Consider the following 13,704-nt stretch of genomic DNA (forward strand, 5'->3'; position numbering starts at 1 on the left):
GGGCCTGAGAATCCCCTACCGGACCGGGGACACACCACCCCGTCCATCCATAGTAGAACCCTCCCGGCCCACCCCCTCCCGACGGAAGAACATGAAGTGGTCCCGGACCCCCGTCAGCTCCCTGACGTCCTCGTCCCGGATGACCGGTTCGCTCGCGGTCAGGGTGTACCCGTACCTGGCGAGCACCGGTGCGAAGTCCAGCCGCCGGAAGTCGTCCTCGTGGCTGAGCAGCTCGGCCCCGTCGTTGGGCACGATCATCAGCGCGGGGACCTCCATGCGGGCGAGCATCCCGATCCAGGCGTCGATCGCGCTCAACGGCATCTCCGAGAAGGAGTGGACGTTGACCGCGAGGTCGGGCCGCACCGAGGCCAGGTCCTCCTGCATGGTGTCGAGGTCGACCACGACCGCCTTGTGGTCGACCCGGCGGAAGCGGAGGTACTGCCGGCTCAGGAACGTCGACTCGGGAAGGGCGTCGAGGCAGAGGTACCTGCCCAGCCCGGGGCAGGCCGTGACCGTCCGGTGGGCCAGCCGACCGTAACCGGCCCCCACGTCGAGGACGGTGTGGCCCTCCCGGGCGAGCAGATCCCAGTGCCGGTCGAGGAAGTAGATCTCGTTGACGGAGTCGAGCAGGTCCCGGCTCACCAGGGGCAGGTTGCGGAAGCCGAAGGTCCAGCAACCGAAGGCGCCGTCCTCGGTCAGCCGGCCGAGCAGGTCACGCTCGTCCATCTCGGCGACGTAGCGCGCGTAGAGGTACGCCTTCAGTTTCGGATTCTCACCGAGCTGCCGCAGTTGCCAGACATAGGCGTTGTCGCCCCGGAAGTATCGCAGATTGAAATCGCGCTGCCGGGTGTTGTTCCGCCAGAACCGGCCGGGTCGCATCGGGGACCGGGCCGCCGCGTAGCGCCGACGCAGGTCCGCCAACTCGACGTTGTCGTCCCGCAGAACACGCGCCATCTCGGCGGGCACCGGCCGGGAGTCGTCATGGGTTCCCGTCCATTTTTGCAGGCGGTAACCGGTTATCGAGGACGAGCTACGAGCGACGGTGAGGTCGAGCGCCCGGAGCGCGTGGCGCGCGGACGAGAGCAGCAGGGAACCACCGCGAACAGACTGCGTCATGCCCGCATTCTTACAGACTCCAGCGACGCACGTCTATCAGATCCCAGATCTGCCCGAATGCGCGCAGGCCACCCATTCCGAATTCGACCCAAAATGCGACAGCCACCGCCGGCCCCGTCTGACGGATCGCCCACCCCGCCCGAAAACAGGACAATTGATGGTCCAATCACAGGCAAGGAAACCAGCCGGGAGAAAGCGCCCCACCGGCGATACGACACATCCTTGACGGACCCACGACGATCGGCCAGGATATGTGCGCCGATCAATGCAGAGCAGTTCTGTCGCCCCTGCTCGGGCCGGACCTGCCGCACGGGCGGTGCCCCGAGGAGTTCGGACCCGACGACGACCGGCAGCACCAGCGCGGCCTGAGCAGGAAGGCCCACATCGACGATGACCAGACGGCCGACGACATCCCGTTCCCGTACGCTGTGGCGCCTCGCCGCCCTGGTGTTCGGCCTGGTCGTGGTGGTCGCTGTCGGCCGTACCCTGCTGGACCAGGACTGGTCGGTGCTCACCGAGGTGCTCCGCCGGCGTGACCCGGAGGAGACCGTCGCGCTGATGACTGTCGCCGTCCTGACGGCGATGGCGGGGCCGCTGCTCGGGATGTTCTCCTGGCGCGGCATCCTGGCCGAACTCGGCCCCCCGGTGCCGTTGGTCGGCATCGTCCGGATCTACTACGTCGGGTTCCTCGCCAAGTACGTGCCGGGCAAGGTGCCGGGCCTGATCGCCACGGTGAAGGTGGCGAGCGCCAACGACGTGCCGATGCCCCGGATGCTGGTGTCCGGGACCCTGCACATGGTCGTCATCCACCTCACCGGGCTGACGATCGGGCTGCTCACCGGCGTACGGATCCTCGGTGGTCAGGCCCTCTGGCTGGTGCCACCGGCACTGCTCGTGGCGGCGGTGCTGATCTGGCCGAGCCTGCTGGACCGCGCCGCCACCCTGGCCCTGCGGGTGCTGCGCCGACCGCAACAGATCCGGTCGTTGTCCCGACGGGCGGTCCGCGTCGCGGTGCTCTGGCAGATCAGCTCCTGGCTCGTCGGCGCCCTCCACGTGTGGCTGCTCGCGGTCCTGATGGGAGCCGACGCCGCCGCCGCGCTGCCGCTGTGCCTCGGCGCGTTCACCCTCGCCTCGGTGATCGGCGTGCTGACCGTCGTCACACCCGACGGACTCGGAGTACGGGAGGTCGCACTGACCGGCGCGCTGGCGCTGGTCCTGCCGGTCCCGTCGGCGGTGGCGGTGGCGGTGGCCAGCAGGTTGGTGGTCACCTTCGCCGACGCGGTGTTCGGTGTGGTCGCGCTCGGGACGGCGGAGTTCCTGCACCGCCGCCGCTCCGGACGGGACGTGACCCCGGTGGAGCCCGGGGTCGACCCCGCCGACCACCTCGCCCGGTCGTGACGGACCCGCCCCGACCGGGCGGCGGAGCCGGTGCCGGTCACCACCGGACGGCCCCGCCCCACCCCGTCAGCGGATCTCGACCTCGTGCAGCGAGTACCCGTAGCCCTGCATCACCCGGGCCGTGCCGACCATCCGCACGTACCGGGCCGGCGTCCGGGGCACGTCGATCGTGACCGTACCGCCGGAACCGACAGTGGTCCGGTAGACGACCTTCCAGTTACGCCCGTCGGTGGACACCTCGACCCGGTACGCCGTCGCGTACGCCCGCTCCCACATCAGCCGGACCTCGGTGACCTGCCAGACCGCACCCAGGTCGACGGAGAGCCACTGCGGATCCGAGTTGAAGCTGCTGCTCCACCGGCTGTCCGAGTCGCCGTCGATGGCGTACCGGGCGTCCCACACGGCGTTGACCTCGACGCTGGAGGCACTCGCGGTGCCGTTGAGCGCCAGGTTCCGGCCCGAGCTGTTCACTAGACCGGGCATCACCGACGGCTTCGGCGGTGCCGGCTTCTGGGTGGCCGTGTCGGCCGGCGGACGGGTGGTGGGGCGGACGGTGCCGCCGCCCGCCGCCGGGCTGGACTTGGTCGTCGGTGCCGCCGCCGGAGGACGGGCGGCGGTGCTACGGGTGGCACCGGGTGCGGGGGGCGCCTGGGGAGCGGCGACCACGCCGCCACCGGGACCGGCCTGGGGCGCGGGGCCGACGACCGGACCGACTCCCACAGGAGCACCGGGGACGGCCAGGGGGTCGGTGCCGAGGGTGGCACCGGGGCTGACGGCGGGGTCGGCCTCCGGGGTGGCGGCGGCCAGGACGGGCGTCTCGCCGTTCGGGCCGACGGGCGAGTCGGGCACCTCCGGCAGCACGTGCGGCGCAGGTCCCCCCGCTTCGACGGGCTGGGGCGACTGCTGTGCCGGAGTCTCCGCGCCCGACCGGGGCACCACCGAACTCAGGCCGTACCCGCTGGCGGTGGCGACCGCCAGGACGGCGGTGGCGGCCAGGGCCGGAGCAGCCCGGCGACGCCCCGCGCGGCGCGCGGCGGGCGCCTCGGCAAGCTCCCGGCGCGGACGCTTCGCAGGCACCGGAGTCGGGGCGACGGACGGGGACGTCGACGCCGCAGCGGGGGCCGGTGCCGGAGCGGGCGGGATCGCAACGCCGGGGACGGCGGTGATGGTCTGCAGCGGTGCCGTGGCGTCGTCCGGGAGCGTGGCCCCGGTGGACTCGGCGCCGGTCGGCTGCGGGTCGTGGGCGTCCTCCGGAAGCGCACCCTGTGCCGCCACCCCGGGTTCGTCGGTCTGGACCGCAGGTACGGTCGCCACGACGGGTGCGGCCACGCGTGCCGGCCGGTGCACCACCGGTGCGTCGTCGGAGGGCGCCGACACCGGCTGCGACAGCAGCGAACTCGGGACCGACCGGGTCCGCGCCGCACCGGCGGAGACCCGACCCAGCACCGTCGACAGCTGGACCACCGGCCCCGCCTCGTCCGCCGTCGACCCCGACGACGCGTCGTCACCCGTCGGAGCGGCGACTGCCACCTCGTCGGGTACGAGGTCGACCAGCCGCCGGGTCTCGGCCGGCATCCGGGCCAGCAGCGCCCCGAGGACCGGCAGCACGTCGTGGCCGGGGGGCTGCCCGGGTACGCCGACGAAGATCCGCACCCGACCGAAGGTCCACCGGTGTCCGCGTACCACCCGCGCCCCGGTCTCCTGTCCGGCCCGGCGCACCCACAGCCCGGACTGCGTCACCTCGGCGACCCAGTGCTCGGAGAGCCGGAAGACGTACTCCTCGACGACGGGATACCCGTCCAGGCCGCGTACCGGTCCGGTCGGGCTGGCCGGTCCGACCGGCGGCAGGACCAGACCGGTCCCGAGACCCGCCCCCACCCCGGTGCCGTCGACCACCCGGCTGGCCGCCCGCCCGTCGGGGGTGAGCGCGGGCAGCCCGGTACGCAGGTGCACCTCGTGCCCCGCCTCCCGGGCCAGCGCCGCCCCCGCCTCCACCATCGCGGTGGCGGCGCCGTACGGCACCAGGACCAGACGCTGACGCACCGACGGCGGGATCCGGTCCAACAGCGCGGTGACCGCCGCCACCGTCGGTTCGGGGTGACCGGGCCGACCGACCACCAGCACCGGGCCGGTGACGTCCATCGGGATGTCGTACGCCGGATCGTCCAACGCCGGAGCCGACGCCTCACCCTGCGAGGGGTAGGCCCAGATCCCCGCCGGCAGCGGGACGAGGGTCAGTTCCGGGGAGTCGCCCGGGTCGGCGCAGAGCGCGTCGAGGTCACCCTCCCAGTCCGGTAGTGGGCACCGGCGGCCGACCTCGGCCGTCGCACCGTCGACAGTGTGTCGCCACCACCCGTCCACTGCGAACAGCGACCCGCCGGGCACCAGCAGCAGATCCCCCTGCGGGGCGTCGACGGTGGCCGTCAACTCCCGCGCGAGCCGGCCGGCGAGCTTCCTCCCCGCCGCGTCGGCCACCGCGAGACGGGCCCGACTGCCCGGGGGCACCGCGATCGGCAGGACCATCTCCACCACCGACCAGTCGTCGTCACGGGTGAGAGGGCTGACCACCGTGACGACGCCCGGCTCGGCCGGCAGTCCGGCCGCACCGGCGGCCACCGCACCGGCCGGATCCGCACCGACGACGGCGACCCGGTCCCCCACCCAGTTCAGGGCGGAGCCGAGCCGACGATGCCAGGCGGGGTCGGCGTGCCGAAGCCGGGGACGCGATGGCGTGGACCGGACCGGCTCACCCGTCTGGTCCTCGTCGGCGCGGGCCGGGCGTCGATGATCAGGAGCCATCGGATTCCTTCCGTGGAGACCGCTGCCGTGGGGCGCAGGATGGAAAGGTATCTCCTGTCGGCCAGGACATGACAGGCCGGTCCACCACAAGGTGGACAGACGTGTCCGAGTGACCGACCGATGGCTGACCGGTGCGGGTCCCGCCCGGCGGGCTGCGGTCGGTCGGCAACCTCGCGGTGCCGACGCCCGGGCGGGTGGGAACGCTCACAGGACCGCGTCACCGGGGTCTCGGTGGGACCGGTCGTCGAGCGTCGCCACCTGGGTCGACGCGATGAGGGCGACCACCCGGTCATCGTCGTCGGCCGATCTGAGCAGGACGTCCCGGGCGACGGTGCCCGGCATCTCGACGAGCGCCTGGGTCAGCCGTCTGCGGACCTCGACGTCGGTGGCGTGGGCTTCGAGCGCGTCGACCAACGCGGTCATCACCAGGTCCGCATCATGGGATTCCCACGCCAACGTCCCGAGGGTCTCGGCCGCCTCCACGTCGTTCGTACCCTCGACCACCATGGCGACGAGAATCGGCACGGCGGCGGCCCCGCCCCGGGCGCCCACCGCGACGGCGGCGTACCGGCGCACCGTCGGGTCCGCGTCGTCGAGGGCGTCCACCAGCGCCGGGGTCACCCCGTCGCCGGGCACCTCGGCGACCGCCAGCACGGCACGACGACGGACCTCGACGTCCTCGGCGTACACACCGGACGCCACGATCGCCACCGCCTCGTCCCCCGCCCGGGCCAGGGCCCACCGCAGCGCCCCGGCGACGTGCGGGTCGGACTCGGCGAGGACCTGCCCGGCCAGCAGTCCGGCGGGAACCCCCTCCTCGGCCGAGGTCAGGACGCTGCGCTGGCGGGACCCGGCACTGGGTGCGGTGAGCCCGTGCATCAGTTCGACGATGCGCAGGACGTCCTGCCAGCCCGAGGGGGCCGAGGCGTCGACGGTCCGGAGCCGGTCGAGCAGCTCCCGCTCCCGCTCCAGCCGGTCCTCGGCCCACCGGATGAGGTCACCCAGCAGGTCCGACGGGGTGAACCCGGGATCGGCGAGGGCACGCCCGATCTGACGCAGCGACAGCCCCAGGGACCGCAGACTCTCCACGTGGAAGATCCGGCGGATGTCCTCGGTGGAGTACTCCCGGTAACCACCCGTCGTACGCCCGGTCGGGCGCACCAGCCCGAGCGCGTCGTAGTGCCGCAGCATCCGGGTGCTCACCCCCGACCGTCGCGCCACCTCACCGATCAGCACGCCTGCGCCCCACCCCGACCCGGCCCGAGCGCGACGATCCGCGTCGCCTCCGCCACGGCTGCGTCGAACCCGACCTCCGGGTCACCGAGCAGCAGCTCCGTGGCGCGAGCGTGGGCACGCACCGTCGGGTCACCGGCGTCGAGTCGTCCCCGCAGGACCGGCTCGATCACCTCCCCGAGGTCGACGAGGGCCCTGCTCAGGCTCAGCTGCACGGCACGCCCGCCCCGACCGAGCTGCGAGGCCAGCTCGACCGCCAGCCGCTCCCGTTCCCCGTCCGGGACGAGGGTGACGGCGGCCCGCCAGGCGGCCCGGGCCACCTCGTCGTCGGGGTCGCGCAACAGGGCACGGGTGATCGCCGGGTACGCGCTCCCGTCCCTGATCTTGGACAGGGTGTGCAACGCCTGACTACGGGCCTGGGCGGGCTCGCGGTCGAGTTCGGCCCGCAGCCGGGGCACGGTGAGCGCCGCCGGGAGGCGGGTCAACGCCCAGGTGAGCATGTCGCGGACGAAGAAGTCCGGCTCCACCGCACACCGCGCAACGAGCGCCTCCAGCAGGTCGGGGTGTGGGTGCGTACCGGCTGCCAGGGCGGCTTTCAGTCGCGTCGAGGACTCGTCGGCGCGCAACGCCTGGACGAGTCGGGGGTCTGGCGGGTCGCCAGGGGCCGTGTCGATGGGAACCACCTCCGCACCCAGTGAAGACCTTGTCACGGTGTCAATGTCAAACGGCTCGGTGGCCCGGAGGCGACGACACCGGGCGCGTCGACGGTTCGGCGTCAACCTCGCGGGTCGTCCCCGCTGCCCGGGAGAAGACCGCCCTGCGGGTCATCGCCGTCTCGTTCTTCGCCCTCGCCGGGTACGTCACCGTCGAGTCGGTGCGGGCGCTGGCCGGCGGCGTCGAGGCCACCCACTCCACAGTCGGACTGGCCCTGGCCGCACTCTCCCTCGCCGTCATGCCGGGACTGTCGTACGCCCAGCGTCGCACCGGCCGGGAACTCGGCTCCCGGTCGGCGGTGGTCGAGTCCAAGCAGACCCTGCTCCGTGCCTACCTGTCGGCGGTGCTGCTCCTCGGCCTGGCGATCAACAGCCTGTTCGGCTGGTCGTGGGCGGATCCGCTCGCCGCCCTGGTCATCGCCGCCGTCGCGGTCCGGGAGGGCCGCGACGCATGGCGTGGCGAGCAGTGCTGCGCCCCGAACGTCGCCCTGACCGCCACCCGGGGTGACGGCGGCTCGGCCCCGGGCTGCACCGACGGCTGCTGCGGCATCAGTGGCCCTTCGTCACGTCCAGGTTCCTCGGGGTGAGGGCGAAGACCACGACCACCGAGACCGACATGATCGCCGCGCCCAGCGCACCGACCAGCACCAGACCGTCGGTGAAGGCCGCCTGGGCCTGGGCGGCGGCGGCCGCACCTGCCGGACCCAGGTCGGCCAGGACGTGCAGCGCCCCGCCCAGCGAGTCCTGCGCGGTCACCACCTCGCCGGGACCCAGACCGGCGGCGGCGAGGTCGGCGGCCGGAAGTTCGGCACGGTAGAGGGCCGCCGCCGCGCTGCCCAGGACCGCCACCCCCAGGACGGCACCCAACTCGTAGGCGGTCTCCTCGATCGCGGCGGCGCTTCCCGCGTGCTCGGCCGGTGTCCCGGACATGATGATCGCCGAGGCGATGGCCAGGGAGCCCATGCCCGCGCCGAGCAGGGCCAGGAAGATCGCGACCGGCAGATAGGTGAGCGGCTCCGGGGCGATGATCAGGACCGCGAACCCCAGGGCCGCGAGCGCCAGCCCGCCGACCAGGACGGTACGGGCACCGATCCGCTGCGCCAGCACCGGCGCCAACGGGGAGACCACGGCAGCGGCGACGGCCAGCGGCAGCAACCCGATCCCGGCGCGCAGGGGCGACATCCCCTGCACCAGTTGGAGCCACTGCGCCGCGAGGAGCAGGGCCGACCCCATGGCCAGCATGGTGAACAGCGCCGCCAGCGTCCCGGCGGTGAACGAGGGCACGGTGAACAGGCGTACCCGCAGCAGCGGCGAGTCGCTGCGCAGGCACCGTCGCACGAACCAGACCAGCAGGACCAGGCCCGCCGCCAACGCCACCAGCCCCAGGACGTCGGTCGGCCCCTCCTTGGTGATCCGTTTGATGCTCCACACCAGGGCGGCCATCCCGGCGATCGACAGCACCGTGGCCGGTGCGTCCCATCGGCCGGGGAACGGGTTGCGCGCCTCGGGCAGCAGGAGGACGCTCGCCACGACGGCGGCGGCCATCAACGGGACGTTCAGCAGGAACGCCGCGTGCCAGGAGAAGTTCTCCAGCAGTACGCCGCCCACGATGGGTCCCACCGCCGCGCCCAGCGACGCCACCGCCGCCCAGATGCCCAGGGCCTTGGCGCGTTCGGCGGGGTCGGTGAAGAGGCTACGGATCATCGACAGGGTGGCCGGCATGATCATCGCTCCGCCGACGCCGAGCAGGGCCCGTACGGCGATCACCGCCGACGCCGACTCGGCCACCAGGATGAGCAGGGAGGCCCCGCCGAAGATCGAGAACCCGAGCAGGAGCATCCTCTTGCGGCCCCACCGGTCACCCAGCGTGCTCATGGTCACCAGGAGCCCGGCCAGGACCAGGGAGTAGACGTCGACGATCCACAGCTGCTGGGCGGCGGTCGGCGACGTCGCCGCGGCGATGTCGGGCAGGGCGACGTTGAGGATGGTCATGTCCATGACCACCACCAGCAGGCTCGCCGCCAGGACGGACAGGGCGGCCCACCGGCGGCGGGCGGACAGTCCGGCGGCGACGGCGCCCGGCGCGTCGGAGGTGTGCGGCGTACTCACTGGTCGTCCTTCGGGGAGGCGCCCATCAGCGCGGCGATGGCCATCCGCAACGCCGGCTCGTCGATGGGCTGGTCGTTGAGCATGGCGTGCAGGATGACGCCGTCCATGTAGACGGCCGTGGCCAGGGCGGCCTCGGGTGAGGTGTAGGCGCCGAGGATCTCGGCCACCCCCCGCACCCAGCGTCGGGCGAGCGGGCGCAGCTCGGGCTGGTACACCCCGGCGTAGTAGATCAGGTTGTCGGCCTGGAGTCGCTCGCGGTCGCTCAGGTACTCGGCGAACATCGCGGCGATCCCCTCCGGCCGCCCACCCCGGTCGTGGACGTCCCGGGCCAGCTCGCGCAGTTCCTGCTCGGTCTGCTCGGCGACGACCTGGAGGGCGGCGGCGCGCAGATCGTCCAGGGAGTCGAAGTAGTAGGTGGTGGCGCCCAGCGGCACGTTCGCCGCTGCGGCCACCCGTCGGTGGGTCAACGCCGAGTAGCCGTTGGCGATCATCTCCCGCGCGGCGACCTCGACGATGGCCCGACGACGCCCCTCGGGGTCTCGCCGGGCGGTCACCGGTGGTCCCCGTTCGCGGGTCGCCGGTCGGTCCGTGACGTCATGCCGCCACCCTCTCCTGTACGTCTGTACAAGTACAAACGTACAACAAGAGTGGCCCGACCCCGCACCATGATCCCCATCACTTCACCGATGTGCGGAATCGGTCACGCCGAGGAGTCAGCGACACCTCGCCCACCGCTCGCCGAGGGCCGGACCTACCGACACGCAGCAGGGGTAGGGACTCTCTTCGAAGTCCCTACCCCTGCTGCGGTGGTGGTGCGCCTGGTGTCACTTCGCCAGGGCGACCGCCCTGGGGACGATGCCGCCGGCGTCGAAGGCCGGCGGAAGGCCGAGGTCACGGTCGATGACCAGCCACAGCCGGATCAGGTCGCGCTTGCGCTCCGGCTCCGGGTAGTCCTGGTAGTCGGTCCGCGCGTGCATGATCGTGTAGTTGTTGAGGAACTGGATGTCGCCGGGGGCGAAGTTCATGTTCAGCACGAACTGGTCGGAGTTGTCCAGTTCGTCGAGCAGGTCCATCGCCTCGACCTGGGCCGGGGTGAGGTCGGGTACCCCCTCGCCCCGGGGTGCCGACTCGATGTAGGCCCGACCGTAGTGGGCGAACATCCTGCCGTCCTCGTTGCGCCCGAAGATCGGGCACTGGAAGAAGCTGTCCGGGCCGTTGCCGGTCTTACGGTCGTGCCACCAGTCCTCGTACAGCACCTCGGCGAGGTCGGGACGGCGACGCACGATCTCGTCGTGGACGGCGACCGCGCTGACGATCGTGCTCACCCCGCCGGACATGGCCGGACGGATGCACAGCAACCCCACCACGTCCGAGGAGTCGGCGTGGTAGTCGAGCCGTGCGCTGGTCTGGAATCCGCGCACCAGCGGGTCGTTGCGGTCGACCCCCTGGTCCCGGATGTGGATGAGCAGGTCGTCCTCGTTCTTCTGGTGGATCGGGATGCCGACGTAGAGCCCGATCCCCCAGTACATCAGCTCGGCCTGCCGCTCGGTCAGCCGCTCGACCGGCACCCCGCGCACCAGGACGAAGCCACGACCGTCGACCAGCTCGTCGACGACCCCCTCCAGGACGGCGGCGAGCGTGGGCAGCACGAAGTTCTCCTTCGTGACGTCCCGCAACCCGACCTCGGGCCGGTCCACCGCCGCCAGCGCCGCCATCAGCTCGGCCACGTGCGCGTCGGTCAGTTCGATCTTCCAGTCCGGACTGTCCACGATCTCCGGCCCACGCCATGCCGCTGGGCCACCCACAACCTCGACCACGCCAGATCCTTTCCTCGGTGACTGTTCAGGACAGTCCGGTGAAGACGTTTCCGTTTCCTGGGGTGCTTCTCCGTCCCGACGCCGGGGAGCCCGGGCGTCGTGCGCCGCGAACCGTCACGGCATCCGTTCGTACGCGGGCAGGGTGAGGAACTCGACGAACTCGTCCGCCAGGCTCACCTCGACGAAGAGGGCCCTGGCGGTGGCGTAGCTGTCGGCGTCGAACGCCGACCCCTGGGCCGCCGAGACCTTGTCGATCTCCTCGTCGATGACCTGCTCGACCAGGTCCCGGGTGATCCGGCGCCCGTCGGCGAGGTTGATGTCGTTGTGGACCCACTGCCACACCTGCGACCGGGCGATCTCGGCGGTGGCGGCGTCCTCCATGAGGTTGAAGATCGCGACCGCGCCGAGCCCACCGGTCCAGGCCGCCAGGTACTGGAGTGCGGCGCTGACGTTGTTGCGCAGCCCCGCCTCGGTGACCTCACCGCCGGCGGACCGCACGTCGAGCAGCGCCGCGGCGTCGACCTTGACGTCGTCGCGGGTGCGGTCGAGCTGGTTGGGCTTGTCGGTCAGGAAGCCGTCGAAGACCTCCCGGCAGAGCGGGACGAGGTCCGGGTGCGCCACCCAGGATCCGTCGAACCCGATCGTCGCCTCGCGGGTCTTGTCCTCCCGGACCTTCGCGAACGCGGTGGCGTTGACCTGTTCGTCGCGGCGGCTGGGGATGAAGGCCGCCATGCCGCCGATGGCGTGGGCACCGCGCGAGTGGCAGGTCCGCACCAGCAGGTCGCAGTACGCCTGCATGAACGGCGCGGTCATGGTGACCGAGTTGCGGTCGGGCAGGACGAAGTCCGCCCCGTGGTTGCGGTACTTCTTGATGATGCTGAACAGGTAGTCCCACCGGCCTGCGTTCAACCCGGCGGAGTGCTCCCGCAGCTCGTAAAGGATCTCCTCCATCTCGAAGGCCGCCGGGTAGGTCTCGATCAGCACCGTGGCCCGGATCGTTCCCTGCGGGATGCCGCGTTCCTGCTGGGCCCAGACGAAGATGTCGTTCCAGAGCCGGGCTTCCAGGTGGCTCTCGAGCTTGGGCAGGTAGAAGTACGGTCCCCTGCCCGCGTCGATCTGCCGCTGGGCGCAGTGGAAAAAGTAGAGCCCGAAGTCGACGAGGGCACCGGCGACGGGCTGACCGTCGACGAGGAAGTGCTTCTCGACCAGGTGCCAGCCTCGAGGCCGTACGACGATGGTGGCCAGCTCCTCGCCGAGGGCGTACGACTTCCCGTCGGGGGTGCTGAAGTCGATGTTGCGGTCGAGTGCGTCCCTGAGATTGATCTGTCCGGAGACGACGTTGCTCCAGGTCGGCGTGATGGCGTCCTCGAAGTCGGCCAGCCAGACCTTGGCACCGGAGTTCAGCGCGTTGATCGTCATCTTCCGGTCGGTCGGGCCGGTGATCTCGGCCCGCCTGTCGACCAGGCCCGGCGCCGGGGGCGCGACACGCCAGTCACCCTCACGCACGTGCGCGGTCTCGGGCAGGAAGTCGAGACCGTTGCCGGCGTCGATCTCGGCCTGCCGGGCGACGCGCAGCGCCATGAGTTCGTCGCGGCGAGCACCGAAACGGCGGTGCAGTTCGGCGACGAACGCCACCGCCTCCGGGGTGAGGATCTGGTCGAACCCCGGCTCGAACTCGCCGGTGATCTTCACGTCAACGTCCTGCGGGTTGGTCACGGGCTGAACCTCACTGTTCGTTCGCCAGTCTCCTGCGTCCCGGGTCGCGGTGGTGCTCGTGCGGGTCGTCGACCCAGCCGCCCAGTTTCAACACGAGAGACGCCATCTCGGATAGCGACAGAGTTACCGATCCTTGATGTGCTGTCAACCCTTCCGCCGCGAGCCGCCGGGGGACGAAATTCGACGCCGGAAGACCGGCGGGAAGTGTCGTTCGGAGCCTGGCTACGCCAGCGCGACGAGGCTCCACGCCCGACCGCGCGGAGGCAGGTGTTGCGCTGGTCAGCCGAGTCGCCGGCCACCGGTCAGCACGACGAGAACCCCGCCCCTGCATCACTTGACAAGATGGCATCTCGCACAGAGGATTTCGACCAACCTGTTAAGCGTTGATCAACCGTCGGCACGGCCGCCAATCCCCCTTGTGCCCGTGACCGAGGCGCAGGCACCCCCTGCCCGTCGAAATGTCCTGGCGCCACTGACCCGTGTCCCCCAGAAGGTCCGATCGGGCCGACCCGACCGGGCACCGCCGCACCCTTCTCACCACCCATCAGGTGACTCGTCACCACACGCGGATCACCGTCAGCCGGTAGCCCGGCCGACCTCCGCGTCGTCGACGACTTCCGCGCGGGCTGGATCTGCCGCCTGCTCGGGATGCCTGTCAACTCAATGGAGGACATCCCCATGGTTTTCATTGTGGACTCCGAGGCGAACACAGCATCGGGAGATCGGGCTGCCGAAGGAACTCACCGAAGGCGGGACCGTGCCCCGTACCGCCGCCGTCGCGGCGGCGGACTGATCAGGCGGGG

10 protein-coding genes are annotated in these 13,704 nt (G+C 71.6%); 2 read left to right on the top strand and 8 right to left on the bottom strand.

The genetic code is table 11. From position 1 onward, the window contains the following. Window positions 1–15 precede the first annotated feature (15 nt). Window positions 16–1,116 carry a putative sugar O-methyltransferase gene (locus tag WHN02_RS21540; protein WP_434740511.1) on the bottom strand — a complete coding sequence of 367 codons (1,101 nt, stop codon included), beginning with the start codon at window positions 1,114–1,116 and terminating at the stop codon, window positions 16–18. Window positions 1,117–1,506: 390 nt separating this feature from the next. Between WHN02_RS21540 and WHN02_RS21545 the strand changes: the two genes are divergently transcribed. Continuing rightward, window positions 1,507–2,514, top strand: a complete 1,008-nt coding sequence (locus WHN02_RS21545) for a lysylphosphatidylglycerol synthase domain-containing protein (RefSeq protein ID WP_434740512.1) — start codon at window positions 1,507–1,509, stop codon at window positions 2,512–2,514. Between the two features lie 66 nt (window positions 2,515–2,580). On the opposite strand, the gene WHN02_RS21550 is transcribed toward WHN02_RS21545, so the two are convergent. The 3 genes from WHN02_RS21550 to WHN02_RS21560 form a co-directional block, all read right to left on the bottom strand. Next, a complete protein-coding gene (locus tag WHN02_RS21550; protein ID WP_434740513.1) occupies window positions 2,581–5,313 on the bottom strand; it encodes a discoidin domain-containing protein in 2,733 nt (910 codons plus the stop codon). 204 nt (window positions 5,314–5,517) lie between these two features. Then, window positions 5,518–6,549: a MerR family transcriptional regulator gene (locus WHN02_RS21555; RefSeq protein WP_434740514.1), complete on the bottom strand. Its 1,032-nt coding sequence runs from the start codon at window positions 6,547–6,549 to the stop codon at window positions 5,518–5,520. Then, window positions 6,543–7,220 carry a HEAT repeat domain-containing protein gene (locus WHN02_RS21560; protein ID WP_434744024.1) on the bottom strand — a complete coding sequence of 226 codons (678 nt, stop codon included), beginning with the start codon at window positions 7,218–7,220 and terminating at the stop codon, window positions 6,543–6,545. Before WHN02_RS21560 ends, WHN02_RS21555 begins: the two co-directional genes overlap by 7 nt. Window positions 7,221–7,249: 29 nt before the next feature. Between WHN02_RS21560 and WHN02_RS21565 the strand changes: the two genes are divergently transcribed. After that, on the top strand, window positions 7,250–7,846 hold the full coding sequence (locus tag WHN02_RS21565) for a cation transporter (RefSeq protein ID WP_434740515.1): 597 nt from the start codon (window positions 7,250–7,252) through the stop codon (window positions 7,844–7,846). Here the strand turns inward: WHN02_RS21565 and WHN02_RS21570 are convergent. The 4 genes from WHN02_RS21570 to aceB all read right to left on the bottom strand — a co-directional run bounded on the left by WHN02_RS21570 (window position 7,809) and on the right by aceB (window position 12,901). Next, entirely contained in the window at window positions 7,809–9,320 is a 1,512-nt protein-coding gene (locus WHN02_RS21570; RefSeq protein ID WP_434744025.1) for an MFS transporter, read from the bottom strand. The two genes, WHN02_RS21565 and WHN02_RS21570, sit on opposite strands and share 38 nt — an antisense overlap. Window positions 9,321–9,364: 44 nt before the next feature. Next, window positions 9,365–9,922 (bottom strand): TetR/AcrR family transcriptional regulator, encoded by a 558-nt coding sequence (locus WHN02_RS21575; protein WP_434740516.1) that lies wholly within the window; start codon window positions 9,920–9,922, stop codon window positions 9,365–9,367. Between the two features lie 270 nt (window positions 9,923–10,192). Further along, the gene (locus tag WHN02_RS21580) at window positions 10,193–11,185 is read right to left on the bottom strand and encodes a TauD/TfdA family dioxygenase (RefSeq protein ID WP_434740517.1); all 993 of its coding nucleotides are present in this window, start codon (window positions 11,183–11,185) and stop codon (window positions 10,193–10,195) included. 114 nt (window positions 11,186–11,299) lie between these two features. After that, window positions 11,300–12,901 (bottom strand): malate synthase A, encoded by a 1,602-nt coding sequence (gene aceB, locus WHN02_RS21585; protein ID WP_434740518.1) that lies wholly within the window; start codon window positions 12,899–12,901, stop codon window positions 11,300–11,302. Between the last annotated feature and the right edge of the window lie 803 nt (window positions 12,902–13,704).

Origin of the sequence: Micromonospora sp. SH-82, from assembly GCF_051132485.1 — a bacterium.
GTDB lineage: Bacteria > Actinomycetota > Actinomycetes > Mycobacteriales > Micromonosporaceae > Micromonospora.

Excerpts from the sequence above, each read along its gene's own strand:
- WHN02_RS21545 (WP_434740512.1), top strand. The coding sequence starts at position 1,507 with ATGACCAGACGGCCGACGACATCCCGTTCCCGTACGCTGTGGCGCCTC.
- WHN02_RS21540 (WP_434740511.1), bottom strand. The coding sequence starts at position 1,116 with ATGACGCAGTCTGTTCGCGGTGGTTCCCTGCTGCTCTCGTCCGCGCGC.
- WHN02_RS21550 (WP_434740513.1), bottom strand. The coding sequence starts at position 5,313 with ATGGCTCCTGATCATCGACGCCCGGCCCGCGCCGACGAGGACCAGACG.